Origin of the sequence: Nitrospirillum amazonense (genome assembly GCF_007828045.1) — a bacterium.
GTDB classification, from domain to species: Bacteria; Pseudomonadota; Alphaproteobacteria; order Azospirillales; family Azospirillaceae; genus Nitrospirillum; species Nitrospirillum amazonense_C.
Map to the genome: position 1 here is coordinate 178,678 of NZ_VITN01000009.1, position 17,400 is coordinate 196,077.

The 17,400-nt window shown below is 68.7% G+C and carries 16 protein-coding genes and 1 tRNA gene; 10 read left to right on the forward strand and 7 right to left on the reverse strand.

Annotated elements, in window-relative coordinates; genetic code table 11:
• Positions 1 to 49: 49 nt before the first annotated feature.
• The gene (locus FBZ89_RS16045) at positions 50 to 1,171 is read right to left on the reverse strand and encodes an asparaginase (RefSeq protein ID WP_145750951.1); all 1,122 of its coding nucleotides are present in this window, start codon (positions 1,169 to 1,171) and stop codon (positions 50 to 52) included.
• A gap of 92 nt (positions 1,172 to 1,263) precedes the next feature.
• Between FBZ89_RS16045 and FBZ89_RS16050 the strand changes: the two genes are divergently transcribed.
• Positions 1,264 to 1,866 carry a TrmH family RNA methyltransferase gene (locus tag FBZ89_RS16050; protein ID WP_425465961.1) on the forward strand — a complete coding sequence of 201 codons (603 nt, stop codon included), beginning with the start codon at positions 1,264 to 1,266 and terminating at the stop codon, positions 1,864 to 1,866.
• A gap of 178 nt (positions 1,867 to 2,044) precedes the next feature.
• Positions 2,045 to 2,464 (forward strand): hypothetical protein, encoded by a 420-nt coding sequence (locus tag FBZ89_RS16055; RefSeq protein ID WP_145750952.1) that lies wholly within the window; start codon positions 2,045 to 2,047, stop codon positions 2,462 to 2,464.
• Positions 2,465 to 2,650: 186 nt separating this feature from the next.
• Here FBZ89_RS16055 and gpt read toward each other — a convergent pair whose 3' ends face one another.
• Positions 2,651 to 3,139, reverse strand: coding sequence for a xanthine phosphoribosyltransferase (gene gpt / locus FBZ89_RS16060; protein WP_040845989.1), 489 nt, complete (start codon positions 3,137 to 3,139; stop codon positions 2,651 to 2,653).
• Positions 3,140 to 3,374: 235 nt separating this feature from the next.
• On the opposite strand from gpt, the gene FBZ89_RS16065 reads away from it, so the two are divergent.
• Positions 3,375 to 3,451 (forward strand) — tRNA-Arg (locus tag FBZ89_RS16065).
• A gap of 602 nt (positions 3,452 to 4,053) precedes the next feature.
• Complete coding sequence (locus tag FBZ89_RS16070; protein WP_145750953.1) at positions 4,054 to 5,973, forward strand: glycosyltransferase family 9 protein; 1,920 nt, start codon at positions 4,054 to 4,056, stop codon at positions 5,971 to 5,973.
• Here the strand turns inward: FBZ89_RS16070 and FBZ89_RS16075 are convergent.
• Positions 5,970 to 7,166 (reverse strand): sulfotransferase, encoded by a 1,197-nt coding sequence (locus FBZ89_RS16075; protein ID WP_145750954.1) that lies wholly within the window; start codon positions 7,164 to 7,166, stop codon positions 5,970 to 5,972. The genes FBZ89_RS16070 and FBZ89_RS16075 overlap by 4 nt on opposite strands.
• 205 nt (positions 7,167 to 7,371) lie before the next feature.
• Positions 7,372 to 8,271 carry a LysR family transcriptional regulator gene (locus tag FBZ89_RS16080; RefSeq protein WP_186457394.1) on the reverse strand — a complete coding sequence of 300 codons (900 nt, stop codon included), beginning with the start codon at positions 8,269 to 8,271 and terminating at the stop codon, positions 7,372 to 7,374.
• A gap of 208 nt (positions 8,272 to 8,479) precedes the next feature.
• Here FBZ89_RS16080 and FBZ89_RS16085 point away from each other — a divergent pair, with 208 nt between their 5' ends.
• The 3 genes from FBZ89_RS16085 to FBZ89_RS16095 are packed head-to-tail and all read left to right on the forward strand — an operon-like array spanning position 8,480 to position 10,398.
• On the forward strand, positions 8,480 to 8,923 hold the full coding sequence (locus FBZ89_RS16085; protein ID WP_211115257.1) for an ester cyclase: 444 nt from the start codon (positions 8,480 to 8,482) through the stop codon (positions 8,921 to 8,923).
• 15 nt (positions 8,924 to 8,938) lie between these two features.
• Complete coding sequence (locus FBZ89_RS16090) at positions 8,939 to 9,952, forward strand: polysaccharide deacetylase family protein (protein WP_145750955.1); 1,014 nt, start codon at positions 8,939 to 8,941, stop codon at positions 9,950 to 9,952.
• Between the two features lie 14 nt (positions 9,953 to 9,966).
• Entirely contained in the window at positions 9,967 to 10,398 is a 432-nt protein-coding gene (locus tag FBZ89_RS16095) for a VOC family protein (protein WP_145750956.1), read from the forward strand.
• Here the strand turns inward: FBZ89_RS16095 and FBZ89_RS16100 are convergent.
• Positions 10,389 to 12,188, reverse strand: a complete 1,800-nt coding sequence (locus FBZ89_RS16100) for a multicopper oxidase domain-containing protein (RefSeq protein WP_145750957.1) — start codon at positions 12,186 to 12,188, stop codon at positions 10,389 to 10,391. The genes FBZ89_RS16095 and FBZ89_RS16100 overlap by 10 nt on opposite strands.
• Before the next feature lie 67 nt (positions 12,189 to 12,255).
• A complete protein-coding gene (locus FBZ89_RS16105) occupies positions 12,256 to 13,008 on the reverse strand; it encodes a glutathione S-transferase family protein (protein ID WP_145750958.1) in 753 nt (250 codons plus the stop codon).
• A 109-nt stretch (positions 13,009 to 13,117) separates the two neighbouring features.
• Here FBZ89_RS16105 and FBZ89_RS16110 point away from each other — a divergent pair, with 109 nt between their 5' ends.
• The 3 genes from FBZ89_RS16110 (at position 13,118) to FBZ89_RS16120 (ending at position 15,659) form a co-directional block, all read left to right on the forward strand.
• Complete coding sequence (locus FBZ89_RS16110; protein ID WP_145750959.1) at positions 13,118 to 13,834, forward strand: helix-turn-helix transcriptional regulator; 717 nt, start codon at positions 13,118 to 13,120, stop codon at positions 13,832 to 13,834.
• A gap of 80 nt (positions 13,835 to 13,914) precedes the next feature.
• Complete coding sequence (locus FBZ89_RS16115) at positions 13,915 to 14,403, forward strand: MarR family winged helix-turn-helix transcriptional regulator (RefSeq protein ID WP_145750960.1); 489 nt, start codon at positions 13,915 to 13,917, stop codon at positions 14,401 to 14,403.
• The gene (locus FBZ89_RS16120) at positions 14,403 to 15,659 is read left to right on the forward strand and encodes a serine hydrolase domain-containing protein (protein ID WP_145750961.1); all 1,257 of its coding nucleotides are present in this window, start codon (positions 14,403 to 14,405) and stop codon (positions 15,657 to 15,659) included. Before FBZ89_RS16115 ends, FBZ89_RS16120 begins: the two co-directional genes overlap by 1 nt.
• A gap of 37 nt (positions 15,660 to 15,696) precedes the next feature.
• Here FBZ89_RS16120 and FBZ89_RS31950 read toward each other — a convergent pair whose 3' ends face one another.
• Positions 15,697 to 17,373 (reverse strand): Na/Pi cotransporter family protein, encoded by a 1,677-nt coding sequence (locus FBZ89_RS31950; protein ID WP_145750962.1) that lies wholly within the window; start codon positions 17,371 to 17,373, stop codon positions 15,697 to 15,699.
• Positions 17,374 to 17,400: the final 27 nt, after the last annotated feature.

The window sequence follows — 17,400 nt, forward strand, 5'->3', positions numbered from 1 at the left end:
GGGGGCGACCTCGGCGGCGGTTTTCATCGGCGCGTCAATCGGGGGGCGATCACCCCGCCGCCGCTGCGGTGGGGCGGATTTCGCCGACGGTCTCGCCCTTGCGGCTGGTGACGGGGGCGACGGCCAGGGTGGCCACGCCGTCCCACACCGTGTCGGGCAGCACGCCCAGGCGCTTCAGCACCGCCGCCATGGCCGGGCCGGCGGCGCGGGGCGCCCCGTCCTCGATCTTCAGCGCGATGCCCAGACCGTGTTCCGGCAGCACGGCGCAGCACACACCCTCCGCCCCCGACTTCAGCAGCACGGCCGAGTTGGCGGCGCGCATGACCTCGGTGTCGAAGTTGCCGGTGCCACCCACCAGTTCGGGATGCCTGCCCCAGGCGCGGCGCAGGCGCATCACCGCCTCCGCCCGCCGGTCGGGCAGGCTGTCGGGGTCGGCCAGCCGGGCCATGCCCAGGGCCAGGGCGCCCAGGGGCAGGCCGATGGTGGGGATGGAGCAGCCATCGACGCCCCAGGGTGCGCGGCTAAGGTCGTGGCCCGTCACCTGCTCGATGACGCCCAGGATACGCTGCTGCACCGGGTGCTGGTACCGGACATAGCCCGCCAGCTTCTCTCCTTTATGCTTGGCCACGGCCAGGAAGCCGGTGTGCTTGCCGGAGCAGTTGTTGTGCAGGGCGGTGGGCTTCTGCCCCGCCGCCAGCAAGGCGGCCGCCGTCGGCTCATGCGTCGGCAGGTGGGCGCCGCATTCCAGGTCATCCGCCGACAGGCCCAGCCGGTCCAGCCAGGCGGCCACGCGTTCGGTGTGCATGGCCTCTCCCTGGTGGGAGGCGCAGGCGAGCGCCAGTTCCTCATCCGTCACGGCGTAGGCGTCGGCCGCCCCGCTTTCGATCAGGGGGATGGCCTGCAAGGCCTTGTTGGAGGAGCGGGGATAGACCAGGCCATCGACGTCGCCCCAGTGGGCCACCACGCGGGCGCCGGCGTCGACGACGACCACGCGGCCGCGATGCCGGGATTCCACCATGGACCCGCGCGTCACCTCCACCAGGATGGGGGCGTCGGAACGGTCGGGGATGTCCACCTGGCGCACGGTCGCCTGGCCTTGGGGGGCGGGCTGGTGGTCATGGCCACAGCAGCCGTCGCCGTGGTGGTGATCATGGTCGTCGTGGTCGTGCATGACCAGGCGCTCCGCCCTTGGGGTTCGTTGAGGTCCGCGTTCTCCCCCGGCCGGGGCATGACTGCAATCCTGTTTCCCGGGGGGCTGGAACCTTGCCCAAGCGGCTTGCCTTGTGCAAGGTGCGCGACATGCGTGGATATTTCGCCCTGGGCGCCGAGGGGATCAGCAAGTCGGGCAACATCGGGACCATCATGCGCTCCGGCCATGCGTTCGGGGCGAGCTTTGTGTTCACCGTGAACGCCGCCTTGGACCTGGATGAGATGAACCGGGTCGACACCTCGGGCGGCCAGGACCATGTTCCGCTCTATACCTATCCCAGCGTCTCGGCCATGACCCTGCCGGAAGGCTGCACCCTGGTGGGTGTGGAACTGACGGACGACGCCGTGGACCTGCCCAGCTTCCGCCATCCCTTGCGGGCCGCCTATGTCCTGGGGCCGGAGCGCGGCAGTTTGTCGCCGGCCATGCAGGCGCGCTGCGACCATGTCATCAAGATCCCCATCAAGTTCTGCGTCAACGTGGCCGTGGCCGCCGCCATCGTCATGTACGACCGCATGATCTCGCTGGGCCGTTTCGCCGAGCGCCCGGTGCGCGCCGGCGGCCCGGTCGAACCCGCACCCACCCATGTCCACGGCCGGCAGAAGGTCCGCAACGTGGACAGCAAGCGCATGCGCCCCCTGCTAGGCGGTTGGGAATAAGCGTCCTGGCCGTCTGGGAATAAGTCCCGGTCTTCCCTATATTATCGGTCTCAAGTGGCTTACCCGCCGCCGCCCTCCCGCGACCCGCCCCAGGGTCCCGGGCGGCCTTTCCTTCGCGGTCGCGGATTCCTTCACCGTCCGGCCTTACGCGAGGCCGGCATCAGAGGAGACCGATGCCATGCCGACCCGCCTTGCCCCCCTTCCTACAGTGACCGCCGCGCTGCTGGCCGCCGCGCTGCTGGCCGCGCCCGCCGGGGCGCAGCAGACCACCACCGCCCAGCCCACCGCCACCACCCAGACGGTGACCGTGCCGGCGCCGGGCCCGCGCCGCGCGGCCGAGACGGCGACGCGGCAGGAAGACATCATCATCACCCCGCGCGCCTACCCCAGCTATGAGGAGGACGACGCCTTCCACCGCGCGGAGTATGAGCGGCTGAACGCCATCTACGGCAAGCCCGTGCCGGTCAGTACCCGCGCCGACACCCTGATGGACGTGCCCCTGGGCAAGCTGCCGCAGGACCGCTCGGCCCTGCGCGCCATCATCGCCGACCCGGACACCCCGCACCTGAGCGACGTGGTGGCGCCTGAATCTAAATAAGTTCCCTGCGGGCCCGGGCATCCGCCCGCCTGCCAACCTCGGTTTCCAGTCCGCTTCGCTCCCCGGAAACCTCCGGCGGACGCGGTCGCGTCCTATGGGAAATAGCCGGGAAAAAGAACGCAAACGCAAACGGCCCCGCCGGGCGTACCCGGCGGGGCCGTTCGTTTGGGCGAAGGCCTCAGGCGATCAGTCGTTGCGGATCTGCATGTAGGCGATGGGGTTCAGGTCCCAGGGGAAGTGGATCCAGGTGTCCTGCGACACCTCGGTGATGAAGGTGTCGACCAGCGGGCGGCCGGCGGGCTTGGCGTAGATGGTGGCGAAGTGCGCCTTGGGCATCATGTTGCGCACGATGGCGGCGGTCTTGCCGGTATCGACCAGATCATCGACGATCAGCCAGCCCTCGCCCTCACCCTCCACCGCCACCGGCGCCTTCAGGTTCTGGGCGGTGCGCTGGTTCTGGTGGTCGTAGCTGCTGATGCAGATGGTGTCGATCAGGCGGATGTTCAGCTCGCGCGCCAGGATGGCGGCCGGCACGAGACCACCGCGGGTGATGGCGACGATGCCCTTCCACGGCCCCTTGTCGCTGATGCGCCAGGCCAGCGCCTTGGCATGACGGTGCAGTTCTTCCCAGGTGACGGGGAAGTTCTTGGCGGTATCGGCGTGATGGGACGACATGGGGGCGGCGCTCCGCGAAACGGTCAAAAATGTTCACATAGGTGGAGGATTGGGTAGATAGCCCATCCCCGCCGTCTGGACAATGCATCGCGACGCACCGGCGTCCCGCTCCGCTTGCGGGGTGGGGGTGGCCATCGAAAAGAAAATGCAACGGGACCCAAAAAAGCTGTTGCGTCCCCACCGATCATCCTCTACAAGCACCCACCTCACCGGCCGACACCGGTGAGACGAAAAAGCGCCCGTAGCTCAATTGGATAGAGCACCAGACTACGAATCTGGGGGTTGGAGGTTCGAGTCCTTCCGGGCGCGCCATTCGTCTCAAGTAGTGGGCGAATAGCCAGATCAGGCCGTCGAGTTTTCCGGCCGCTTATTCCAAACGAATTGAATGTCACCTGGGCCGAGGTCTTCGCCGATGACGCGAAGCCACCGCCCGGTCTTTGCCATTTCCGCAGATCCTTTCCAGCCCACGCCCCACGCCGGCCCCGGTAAAGGGCCGGCCGCATCCGCTTGACGAACGCAGAGCTGGCCCTGGCCTATTGCCCCCCGGCCCGCCGTGGATGCCCCTCCCCCGAGAAGGCCGCCGTTTTATTTCACCATCTCATCGCCTTTGGGAAACCCCGTCAGACTCACCAACTAACGGCCTTATGCGACATAATAGTTGTAAAATTGCTCATATTATTACTAATTTAATAGATCGAAAGGCCGTGTAATATCTGCCATATTCATTGCAGAATTGTTTGTCTATTACCAATTCAGTAAACGTGAAGTGCGCATTTTGTCGCACTAATCATTGCGACTCTACCACCGGGTAAATACGCTTCCCCACGTATCAATTCATCGATCCGCTAACAGATCCGGCCAGGGGCCAGCCGCCCCGGGGCTGAAGTGGCAGTTGGTCCATGGGGGAATGGGGGTTGACGCGTTCTTACGGCGTCGTGCTGCGCGTGGGCCGCCTGGGCCCGCGCGTCGTGCATCACCTGCTGCGCCGCATTCCAGCCGGCGTGCCGGTCACCATCTTGCGGGTGCCTGGCCACCCTTTGCTTATTCCGGACGACGGGTGCCGCGTTCTGGAGGGTGACACCGTCGACGCCGCCGCACTGGCGGCCTTGGCCCGGGACATGGCGGTACCGGCCGTGCTGCTGTGCGGCGACGATGGCCTGATCGCCCTGCCCGCCTCCCCGCCACCGGCGTCAACCGGCGTCGGGGTCGTCCGGTTGCTGCCGGTGATCGGCCCACTGTACCGCTTGGACCGGGCAGACCGGCTGGACCGGCCGGAGCATTATTTCGGCCCCGTGCTGCTGCCCGTGAATGCCCTGCCCGCCTGCGTCGGCGACGCCCCCGTTCCGCTGGACCGCTGGATCGGCCACCATGTCGTGCTGCGCGCCGTCAGGGCCGGCCTGCCCGTCGCCAACCTGCCCGCGGGCGGCCTGGTCCTGCCCTCCCTGGCCCAGGCCAGCGGCGCCGACCAGCACCGGGGCCGCATGGCCGCGCACGACCTGCTGGCGCTGGCCGGCGATGCGCAGAGCGATGCCTTCGCCGTTCTGGATGAGGCGCCCGACGATGGCCCCGACCACGGCGAGGAGCGGACGCGCGCGGCCAAGCGCGCCATCGACGCCGCCCTGTCACGCCTGACCAACCGCCTGGCCGCCGCCCTCGCCCCCTTCATCCCGCCCGACCAGCGGGCCCGTCCCCTGACGCCACAGGGCCGGCTGGGCATCCTGAAGCTGGATTCCATCGGCGACAGCGTCCTATTGACGTCCTTCCTGCGGACCTTGAGGCCCTGGTTCGGGGGCGAGATCGGGCTGATGGCGGGGGCCCGCGTGCGCGACCTGGTCACCCGCGACCCGCGCATCGACCGCACGCTGCTGGTGCCGGTGCGCCTGCCCTGGCTCGCCCCCGATGAAGCCACGGCCTGGCTGGAGGCCACGATCGACCAGGCCGTGGCGTTCCTGCAGGGAGTGGACGCCACCATCATCCCCCGCCTGATGCCCGACTATTACCTGGCCAACCACATCGCGGTGCTGGCCGGGGTACCGCGCCGCTATGGCCTGACCAGCCCGCGCATGCCCGACCTCAGCCGTTTCAACGCCGCCTTCACCGCCATGATGACGGACGTGGTGACCATTCCCACCCCCTGCCACGAGGTCGAGGTGATGGGCGCGCTGATGCGGGCGGTCAGCGGCGGTGGGGCGGTCCCGACATCATCGGAGCCGCGCTGCGACATCCACCTGGATGAGGTCGACCGCGCCACGGCCTGGACGATGGTGCCGCCCGTGGCCGGCCGCACGCTGGTGGCCCTGGGCCTGGGCGCCTCGACCGGGCGCCGGCGCTGGCCGGTGGACCAGGTGGTCACGGCGGCGCGGACGCTGGCGGGGCGCCACGACCTGATGTTCGCGCTGCTGGGGGGCGCGGACGTGGCCGGCGACGCCGCCGCCATTGCGCGGGCCCTGGGCAGCCGCGCGCACAACCTGGCTGGCCGGCTGGACCTGCGCAAATCGGCCGCCGTGCTGGAGCGCGCGGCCCTGTATATCGGCAACGATTCCGGCCTGATGCACATGGCGGCGGCCGTGGCCGTGCCGGTGGTCGAAATCTCCTGCCATCCACTGACGGCGCCGGACAATCATGAGAACGCGCCCCGCCGCTTCGGCCCCGTGGGGGTGCCACACCGCATCGTGCGGCCCGCCACTCCCGCCGACCCGGCCTGTGCCCAGGGCTGCGTGTCGCGGCACACGGCGCATTGCATAACCGGGGTCAGCCCCGCCGAGGTGGTCGCCGCCGCCGAAACCCTGCTGACGCCCACCGCCGCATCCGCCAGCCTGGTTGAGTACAGCTAGGCGCCGTACTCCATGGCCAGGCGGCGGATGCCTACGGCCAGCTTGCGGTCGTCATGAGACAGGCCCAGCGCGGCGGCGCTCACGGCGTTCGTGGTACGGAACACCAGTTCCAGACAACCATCGGCCGGTATCTCCTCCCGCTCCAGCGCGAAGCTCAACCGCGCCCCGTCCTCACCCGCCGAACCCGACCGCAACACCGCGATCGTCCGCCCGCGGACCTCGACGGCCACCTCGGCCTTACCGGCTGCGTGCCGAAAGCCGGGCGCCAGGGCCAGGTCAACCGTGCCCCGCGCCCAGGCGGCGGGACCGGCCAGGGGATAATCGACGGTGGCCGTCGCCGTGCGCGCCCACATGACCCCGGCGCCGTCTGATATTTCCGGACGGAAGAAGCCGTGCGCCACGCTGCGGTTCACGCACCCCGACGGGCCGAAGTCGATGGCGTAGCCGGAGGGCAGGCCGCTGGTCAGGGGACCGTAGCCGAACCGGTCCATGAAGTCCCGGCCGGCGATCTCGACGGCCATGACCTGGTCGGCGGTCAACTTCCTGGCGTATTTGCCCACCAGGCCGTCGCCGACATGGTTAGGATGCCAGTGGGACGCCGCGTCGAACCGCAGGCGCGGGTTGTCGCCGCCCATGCGGCCTTCCTGGATGAAGCGGCCGATCCGCTGCACCACCTCGCCCTTGGCGTGAGCCTGGAAGATCGCATCGGCATCCTGGCCGCTGATTTCCACGCCGACATGGGCGGCGATCTTGGACACAGTGGCCGGCGCCTCCATGAAGCCGTCTTCATAGCGCAACACCCAGGCTGGGCAGTCGGCCACCAGGCGCATCAGATAGCGGGCGCTGTTGCGCACCTCGTCCGCCGCCTCCTGGAAGGAATGGCCGAACCGCTCCATGAGGGAGACGACGGCATCGCGCGGGTCGCGGACGGTGACGATGACCGGGGCGCCCGCGAACAGGCAGGCCGCCAGCAGGGCCGCCGATGGCTCATGCGCCTTCACGATGGCGATATCGGCGCCCCTGATTTGGAGGATGTTCTCGTGCGTCAGGTCGCTGGCGAAGAAGCGGGCGATGCGGACGCCCGTCGTTTCCAGCACCGCGTGAATGACATTGTAGACCCAGGTGGAACCGCTGCCCTGCAAGCCGAACGAGCCGATGAGGCGGGGGGAATGGCTGGGCACGGACAGGGTCATACGGGGTCTCTCAAGCACCAGGAACGGCGGGCCGGCCGACCTTATCAAGGCCGCCCGGCGCCGTCCTTCGGCCTTAGAGCGTACTCATGCCGCCGCCGGTGATCAGGGCGGTCTTGTTCGCCAAAAGGGTCATAATGTGCATTCTTATCTTCGGGAGGAGGGGGCCTGGGCGTATTGCCGGCCCCGACACCCACAGGATTCCGTCTTATGAATGATCAACCAGGGCCGGCGTCATGCGCCGCAAGCGGTCGGCCAGGAAGTCCACGCACAGGCGGACCTTGGCCGCGGCGTGGCGGCTATGGGGATAGACGGCGTGCAGCGGGGCGGCCGGCAACGGCAGGTGGGGCAGCACCACTTCCAGCCGGCCGGCGGCAATATCCTCATGCACGTCCCAGATGGATTTCAGCACCAGGCCGGCCCCGGCCCGCGCCCAGGCATGGGCCCGTTCGCCGTCATTGCTGCTGAGGGGCCCGCGCACGCGGACGCTGCGCCCGTCGGCGAAGGTCCACTGGTCGGGCGGCGGGTCGCCGAACAGCAGACAATCGTGGCCCAGCAGATCCTCCAAAGCCTGTGGCCGGCCCCGGCGGTCGAGATAACCGGGCGCGCCGCAGATAACCCGCCGGTTGGGGGCCAGCTGGCGGGCGATCAGGCTGCTGTCGGCCAGCGCGCCGAAGCGGATGGCGAGGTCGAAACTGTTGTCGATGATGTTGAACAGGGCGTCGGCGGCATGCAGGTGGACCTGCAGGCCGGGATGCAACGCCTGGAATTCCTGCAGCAGGGGCGCCAAGTGGCGGCTGAAGGCCACGGTGGAGGTCAGGCGCAGCAGGCCGGTGGCGGTGTGGCGGCCCCTGGTCGCCTCCATCTCCGCCTCCCCCACCTCCGCCAGGATGCGCACACAGCGGGCGTGGTAGGCCGCCCCCTCTTCCGTCAGGGCCAGGGTGCGGGTGGTGCGGTTCAGCAGGCGCACGCCCAGCCGTTCCTCCAGCCCACCGAGGCGGCGGCTGACGACGGCCAGCGACTGCCCCAGTTCGCGGGCTGCGGCGGACAGGCTGCCCGCCTCAACCACGCGGACGAAGGTCGCCATATCGGAAAAAGTGTCGGCCATATTCTTGCTGATAACACAATAGACCTTGCCGAATAAGGTACATTCTTGCGGGCGGGGCCTTAAGCTACCGTTTGCCCATCGAATTCACCCCGGTCGATGGAGCGTGAGATGCCTCTTTCCGTGATGCGCGGCACCGTCCTGGGCCTGGCGTTGACCGCCTCGCCCCTGGCCCTCGCGGCTGGCGCCGACACCCTGGTTCAGCCCAAGCATGGTGACCATCGACGCCGGCCTGCCCAAGGCGCAGGCCGATGCCGAAATCCTGGCGGCCCGCCGCTACGCCACCTTCTGGTCCACCGGCGATGAGGCCCTGGCCCACGCCGCGCTGGCGCCGGACTTCACCGACCGCACCCTGCCGCCGGGCCGCGCCCAGGGCGTGCCCGGGCCGCTGGCCGCCTCCGCCTTCGTGCGGGCCGCCATCCCCGACCTGACGGCCAGCGTCGAACAGCTGGTGGTGGCCGGGGACCGGGTGACGGTGCACTTCCGCTTCCAGGGCCATTTCACCGGCCGCTTCGGCGCGGTGCAGGGCAAGGGCCAGGCGGTCGACTTCATCGCCACCGACCTCTACCGCGTCCAGGACGGCCGCATCGCCGAAAACTGGCATATCGAGGACAACCTGACCCTGCTGCGCCAATTGGGCGTGGTGGCCCAGTAAGAGGAGCGACCAGCCATGAGCGCGGATATCATCGCCAGCCGCCGCGGCTTCCTGACCCATGCCGGCGCCGGCATGCTGGCCGCCGGCATGGCCCTAGGCGGGTCCGCCGCCGGCGCCGCCGAGTCCCTCTCCGCGGCCCCCGCCGTGAAGGCGGCGCCCCCTAAATCCCAGGAAGCCGGCTTCTGGCCCGGCGACACCCGCCTGGTCATCAGCGTGTCCATGCAGTTCGAGGCGGGTGGCCAGCCGCTGAAGGGCACCGACAGCCCCTTCCCCAAGGTGGACTTCCCCGACAGCGTGCCCAGCGACCCCGTCGCCAACACCTGGTTCGCCTATGGCTACCGCGAGGGTGTGCCGCGCATGCTGGATTTGTGGGACAAGCACGGCGTCAAGGTCACCTCGCACATGATCGGCGAGGCGGTGCGCAAGAACCCGGACCTGGCGCGCGAGATCGTGAAGCGCGGCCATGAGGCCGCCGGCCACGGCCCGCGCTGGAGCAGCGAATACGCCATGAGCCGGGAGGAGGAACGCCGCTTCCTGACCGAGGCGCGCACCATGGTGGCGGAGGTCACGGGCCAGACACCCATGGGCTACAACGCCAACTGGTTGCGCCGTGGGCCCCACACCCTGCCGCTGCTGCAGGAGCTGGGCTACCTCTACCACATCGACGACGTCAGCCGGGATGAGCCCTTCATCGAGCAGGTGGCCGGCCGCGACTTCCTGGTCGTGCCCTACACCCTGCGCAACAACGACATCGTGCTGATCGAGGGCCGCAACTACACGCCCACCCAGTTCCTGGAGCAGGTCACCCTGGACTTCGACCAGCTGTATGAGGAGGCGGGCCACCGCCGCCGCATGATGTCCATCAGCGCGCATGACCGCATCAGCGGCACGCCGCAGATGGTACGGGTATGGGACAAGTTCCTGACCTACGCCAAGAGCCATCCCGGCGTGGCCTTCCTGCGCAAGGATGAGATCGCCCGCTTCGCCGCCGGCAGCCCGCTCACCGTGCGCGAAACCGAGACGATCTAAAGGCGGGGGCGGTCATGCGGCTGGACCACGCCACCCTGCGCACCGCCGACCTGGAGGCCACGCGCGGCTTTCTGGAGGCGGTGCTGGACCTGAAGCCCGGGTACCGCCCGCCCTTCGATTTCCCTGGGTACTGGCTGTACGCGGAGGGCGCCCCCATCGTCCACCTGATCCCTGGATCAGGAACGGCGGTGGACCGGACGGGGGAGATGCTGGACCACGTGGCCTTCCGCATGGACGGCCAATCGGAACGTTACTGGGCCATGCGGGCCAAGCTGGAAGGCCTGGCCGTCCCCTATTCCACCATGGACCTTCCGGACCTGGGGGAACGGCGGCTGTTCATCCGCACGCCCCCCAGCCGCACGCCCCCAAGCCGCACGCCCCCCGGCGCGGGCGGCGGCGCCATCCTTCTGGAACTGGTGTTCCGGGAGGACGGCCCTCAAGGCTGAACGTCGATCATCACCATCAACCCGCCTCCGCCCCGAGATTCGGTGTTGTTGTTGGTGGTGTGGTGGGGAATGTGGCAATGAATTAGCCACTTCCCAGGCAGGCGTGCCGTCCATATGACATCATAGCGCTGCCCCGGCCCCACGTTCACGGTGTCGGCTTCGTACCGGGCGGATGGGGGGAGGGTTTGGCCATCGCGGGCCACCACCAGGAAAGGCCCGCCATGGATATGCATGGGGTGGACCAAGCCGGTGTTGGTGCCGATGAAGCGCACCTTTAGCGTCTCACCCACCTTCATGCGCACCGTCTCCGTCGCGGGATAGGCGCGGCCGTTGATGGTGAAATAGTTGGGGTGGCCGCCGTCCATGGGCATGGCTGGGAAGGTCAATCCGTCGCGGCGCAGCCATTCCTGCAACTGGATCACGTAGTCATGGTCGGCCGGCACCTCATCCTTCGGGTCGGCGGGATCGATGATCAACGCGCCGTACAGCCCCAAGGCCTGCGTGCGGTCGGGGTTGGCGTGCGGGTGATAAAAGTAGGTGCCGTGCTGAGCGGCCATGAATTCGTAGCTGAACCGTCCGCCGGGCGGGATGGGCGGCTGCGTCACCCACGCCGGCCCATCCATGCCGTTGGGAACCACCAAGCCATGCCAATGGACGGTGGTGGATTCCGGCAAGGCGTTGGTGACGTTGATGCGCACACGGTCGCCCTGGCGGATATGGATACGCGGCCCCGGGATCTGGCCGTTGTAGGCATAAGCATCAACCGTGACGCCGGGAAGAATCGTCCAGCGGATGACGGACGCGCGCAGGTCGAAGACCTTGACGCCGCCCTCCAGCCGGTAAGGCAACTCGCGGTCCCCCAAGGCGTCCATATTGAAGGCGGCCGTCACCCGCCGTGGATCCACGGCGGCCATGTCGCGCATCGCGTCCGCCGGCGTGTCGCGGTCCATGACCATGCCTGGAGGCATGATGGCCCCGCCCACGTCACGCGCCGAGACATCCAGGTTCAACCAGTTGGCCGGCGCTACCATGCCCGTGGCCAACGCCAGCAGGGACACGCCGCCCAACGCGGCCACCTGGGCGCTGGTGGCGTCGGATTTCATGTCGTGATGATGCTGCCGTGCTTCCCGCTGGGTCATCAGCCCATGCTTCATTTCCCGGGCCACCATCCAGACGTTGGCGGGATAGGCCGCCGCGAACCCCGCGCCGATGCCTAGCGCCATGGTACCCCAGAACAACAGCTCCGCCGGCTCCATGGCACGCATGTCACGCCCCATCATCAGGAAGCACATGACCGGCGCCATGCCAGCCATCATGAAGTTCATGCTGATGAACTCCGGCAGGAAGCTGCCCCGCACATTTTGCCAATAACCGCCGCCCATGGCCGATCGCATGAACAACGACTGGAAGATAAACAGCCCCATGGCGAAGCCGGACAGGTACTCCACGATCAGGTCCAGCCACATGGGCAAGCCGAACGCCGCCGTCACCGCCGCCGCCAGCACGATGCCGGTGGCGTCCCCCGCCACGCAGTGGATGGTGGAACCGGCCCCCTGCTTCCACAGGGGCCGGATGAAGTCCTCATGCCCGCCCGGCCGGGGTTCCTTATCGACTAGCACATAGAGCAGAAGACCAAGGGGACCCAGATAAAGGGTGATAAGGATGAAGCCCCACTTCATCACCGGCGGTTCCGGATTGTGGCGATACTGGTCGATACCGACATAGACGGCCGACGCCAGCGCCAGAACGAACCAGGCGACCAGAAAATAATCTATCGGCTGGATCAGCATGGGCGCCCTGCTTCCGTTGCCGTTGGGGAGGCAGGGACCCTAACCGGCCGTGGCGGCGGAGGTTCCGTCAAGCGGCTGCCGGCACCCAGGCGAAGTCTGGGAAGAACCGCGCCATCAGGCGGTCGGTGTAGGCCAGCAGGTTGGGATACTTCAGCACCCGGCGGCGCACCTCCGTATCGAAGTAGGGCGTCAGCAGGCTGGCCAGCACGCCCAGCGCCGTGGCATCCACCGCCGTGGCCTTGTCCCCCATGAAATAAGGCTGGTCGCCCAGCAGCAGGGACAGGGCGGACAGGGAGCGGTCGCAGAGATCCGCGATCTCCGCATCCGAATGGCGCCCGGGGCCGGCGGCGCGCACATTGTTGGTCACCCGTTCCAGCACCGACTGCCGCATTTGCTCCCGCACCGCTTCCGGCACGCGGTTGAAGAATTGGGCGGGGCCCTTGGCGAAGTTCTCGGGGATCAGCCAGCGGCTGTACACCACGGTCCAGTACAGCTGGTTTTCCAGCAGGCGCTCGATGGTCCAGGACAGGGCCCGCTGCCGGGGCGTGAGGCCGGCGTCCAGATCCACGCCGTAGGTCGCTTCGATATGGGCGCGGATGAAGGTGCTGTCGCCCAGGCGGGTGCCGTCATCCTCGATATACGGGATCTGCCCCTTGGGACCCTGGTCGGGCATGCCCTGGGCCTTCACATAGGGCACGCCGGCCATCTTGAGCTGCACCTCCGCCTTGATGCAGAAGGGGCTGGCGTCGGGCAGGCCGAACAGGGCGCCGCCGGTGTAGAGGGTGATGGGCTGGCCGGGGCTGCTCTGGGTGGCGGTCATGGCGGTTTTCCTTGGGGGTGGTGGCGGGGGTGGTGGCTTGTCGATGGCCCCGTTCTACTGCCATCCTGCTGCCAACATGCTGTCAGCAGCGTATACCCAGGATGCCGCCATGAGACGTGCCGACCGCCTGTTCCAGATCATCCAGATCCTGCGCCGCACCCGACGCCCCCTGACCGCCGACGCCATCGCGGCGGAGCTGGAGACGTCCAAGCGCACCGTCTATCGCGACATCGCCGACCTGATGGCCCAGCGGGTACCCATCCGGGGAGAGGCCGGCATCGGCTATGTGCTGGACGAGGGGTACGACCTGCCGCCCTTGATGCTGACCCCGGATGAGATCGAGGCCGCCGTGCTGGGCGCCCAGTGGGTCAGCACCCAGGCCGACCCCGCCCTGGTGCGGGCGGCCCAGGATCTGATCGCCAAGATCGCCGCCGCCGTGCCCGACAGCCTGCGCCCCTATGTGCTGGAGCCGGCGACGCGCATGCCGCCCCGGCGGCCGGAACGCACGCCGGATGGCTTGGACATGGCCCGCACCCGCACATGGATCCATGCCGGCCGCAAAATTCGCCTGAGCTACGCCGATGAACTCGGCCGGCCCAGCGACCGCGTCGTCTGGCCGGTCACCGTCGCCTATTTCCAGACCGTGCGCCTGCTGGTGGCGTGGTGCGAGCTGCGCCAGGACTTCCGCCATTTCCGCACCGACCGGGTGACCGCCGCCGACTTCCTGGATGAGCGCTATCCCGACCGCCCCGCCGCGCTCCGCGGCCGCTGGCTGGAAGACATGCGCCAGCGCTGGCAGGCAATGGGCGTCGCGAAAAATTCATAAGATATGGCTTCTTTATATTGTCCGTATCGCGGCAAAAACGCCCATTGACTCCCGAAATATACTAAGCCATATCTTGGTATATGAGCGATCACGATGAAACCTTCACGGCGGCGCTGGAGACGGCGCGGCGGCTGCACCGCAGCACCACCGCCCTGTCCCGCCGCCTGCTGGCCGACCGGCCGGCGGAGGGTATGAGCACGACCAAGCTGGGCGTGCTGGGCCAGTTGCACCGGGAGGGGCCGGCCACGGCCACGGCGCTGGCCGCCTACTTGCGCATCCAGCCGCAGTCGCTGACCCGCCTGCTGGCCGACCTGGAAGGACAGGGCCACATCGCCCGCCGGCCTGACGCGGCGGACCGCCGCCAGGTGCGCATTGAAATCACCGATACCGGCCGCCGGGCCCTGTTCGGCGACGTGCACGGCCGGCGCACCGCCCTGGCCCGCGCCATGATCACCACCCTGACCCCGACGGAGCGCGAGCTGCTGCGCCTGGCGGCCGGCCTCATGGACAGGCTGGCCGACGCCGATCCGGGGCCGAACAACCCGATATCTGAAGAAGGGGATGCGTGATGCGCCGTACCGGATTGGTCCTCGCCGCGCTGTGGGTGTCACTGCTGCCCCCTTCCGCAAAGGCCCAGACCTTCGAGACCGGCGGCCCCGACGCCGCCGCCTATGGCCAGGCGGAAGGCTATCCCGCAGGCACCTGGGACAACTGGTATGAGAAGCCCCACATGGTCTGGGGCTTCAGCCATTACGACAGCCTGGTGAAGACCCACACCCTGCCGGCGGCGGCCAAGCCCTGGGCCTTCCGGCGGGCGGCGGCGGAGCCGGAACTGCACTACGTGCCCGACATCCTGCACCTGAAGGACGGGCCGGTGCTGGGCCTGGCCGATTACATGGCGCGGGTGCCGGCCACCGGCCTGCTGATCCTGAAGGACGACACCATCCTGGTGGAGCGTTATCAGTACGGCCGCACGGACAAGGACCGCTTCACCTCGCAATCCATGGCCAAGACCCTGGTCGGCCTGCTGCTGGGGGCCGCCATCGCCGACGGCCGCGTCAAGGGTATCGCCGACCCGGCCGAGGCCTACGTCCCCACCCTGAAGGGCAGCGCCTATGGCCAGACCCCGCTGAAGGCGCTGCTGCAGATGTCGTCCGGCGTGGCCTTTGAGGATGCGGAGCCGCACAGCCTGTTCCAAGACATCCACGGCGGGGTGGACGAGGGAACGGCGCTGGCCAAATACCGCCGCGCCACCCCCGCCGGCGGCCATTTCCAATATTCCTGCGGTGACAGCGAGGCGTTGGCCACGGTGGTGCGCCACGCCACCGGCCGGTCCCTGTCCGATTACCTGGCCACCAAGGTCTGGCAGCCCATGGGGGCGGAGGCGGAGGCGCGGTGGGAGGTGGACGCCAGCGGGCAGGAGATCGGCTGTTCCGGCTTCAATGCCACCCTGCGCGATTATGGCCGCCTGGGCCGCCTGCTGGCCCACGACGGCGCGTGGGAGGGCAAGCAACTGATCCCCAAGGACTGGATGCTGGCCGCCACCGCCCTGGACCCGGCCGACGCGCAGGTGGCGCCGGGCACGGCGTCGCACCTTTACGGCTATGGCTATCAGGTCTGGGTGCTGCCCCCCAAGGTCAGCCCCGACGGCCGCCGGCTGTTCGCGCTGTTGGGCGCCGAGGGCCAGTACATCTTCGTCGACCCCAAGACCAAGCTGGTCATGGTCCAGACCTCGGTCAAGACCGACAACCTGCCCCTGACCAGCCCGCATTCGGAGACGCTGGCCCTGTGGCTGGCGGTGATCCGCGAGTGGGATAAGGAGTAGTCGCGAGCCATGGCGGCATGGGGTGGGCCCCATGCCCTTACCCGTCCCGGCCGTCCGCTGGCTGGCGGCCCTTGAGCCGGCTGGGCAGCAGATCGCCGGAGCGTTCCAGGACGGGGTAGGCCGCCGCCTCCACCAGGTGGGTGTTCACCCGTTTCAGGTCGCGCAGCAGGTCCAGGTGCAGGGCGCTGGTTTCCGTGCTGTCCACCCGGCCCGCGCTGAGGCGGGCGAAGTGGGCGGTGGTGGCCGCGTTCTCCCGCCGGCGAAACGCCTCCTTCTCCCCCGCCAGCAGGCGGGCGGCACGGGCATCGCCGGTCATGAACAGCGAACCGGCGGTGCGCAGGTTGACGACCAGGCTATCGACCATGGCCAGCAGGTCCCGTTGCCCCTCCGCCGAGAAGACCAGGCCGCGTTTCAGCCGCTTGCGCGCCAGGCCCATCAGGTTGCGGTCCACCACGTCGCCCGCGTGTTCCATGTTCAGGGCGAAAGTCAGTATTTCCAACACGCGCCGCTGGTCCGCATCCGACAGGGCATCGGTGTCCAGGGCGGAAAGGTAGGCCTTGATGGCAGTGTTCAGCCGATCCAGCACGTCGTCCAAGCGCTTGGTCTCGGCGATGCGGCGGCGGTCGCCCTCCTCCAAGGCGTCACGCAGGCCTTGCAGCATGGCCTCCAGCACGTCCACCAGGCGCAGCGCCTCACGCGCGGCGTTGCCCAGGGCCACCACCGGCGTGCCCTGGGCGGATGGATCGAGGTAGAGCGGGCGCCCCGGGTCGGCCGCGTCCACCCGGGCCGGCAGCAGGCGGGCCAGCAGCCGGGCGTAAAGCGGCAGCAGGGGGAAGCACAGCAGCGCCACCGCCAGATTGAACAAGGTATGGAAATCCGCCACCGCCCGGGTCACGTCCGGTTCCAGCCCCACCATCAACGGCCCGATGCGGTTGAGCGCCGCCAAGCCCAGCAGCACCGCCGCCGCCCGGTTCAACAGGTTGCCCAGGGGCAGGCGCCGGGCGGCGGGGTCGTCGCCGGCGGCCCCCTCCAGCACCGGATTGATGGCCGTGCCCAGGTTGGCGCCCAGCACCAGGGCGAAGGCCGCATGCGGCGGCACGGCCCCCTGCGCCGCCAGCGACATGGTCAGGAGCACCACCGCCACGCTGGAATGGGCGGCCCAGGTCAGCGCCGCCGCCAGGATGACGTCCACCACCGGCTCGGTGGCGATGGCCCCCAGGATCATGCGCAGGCTGGGCGCGTCCTCATAAGGCGCGATGATGGCCAGCAACTGGTGCAGGGCCATGAGCATCAGGCCCAGGCCGATGAAGGCGCGGCCCATGTCCCGCGACGGGCTGGCGCCCCGGCGGAACAGCAGGAAGCCCACCAGGATCAGCACCGGGGCGATGGACGCGACGTTGAAGGACAGCGCCTGCACGATCAGGGTGGTGCCGACGTTGGCGCCCAGCATGACGGCCAGGGCCGGCACCAGATCCACCAGCCCGCCAGCCACGAAACCGGAAACCATCAGGCCGGTGGCGGTGCTGCTCTGCAGCAGGGCCGTCACCCCCATGCCCACCAGGAAGGCGCGGGCACGGTTGGAGAGCGCCCGCCCCAAGACCGCGCGCAACCGGGCGCCGAAGGCGCGCTGCACGCCCGTCTGCACCATGTGCACGCCCCATAACAACAGGGCGACGGCGCCCGCCAGCTCGGCGATGGCGAAGGTGAAATCCATGGGTGCCAGGGTCCGCCCCCCTGGATC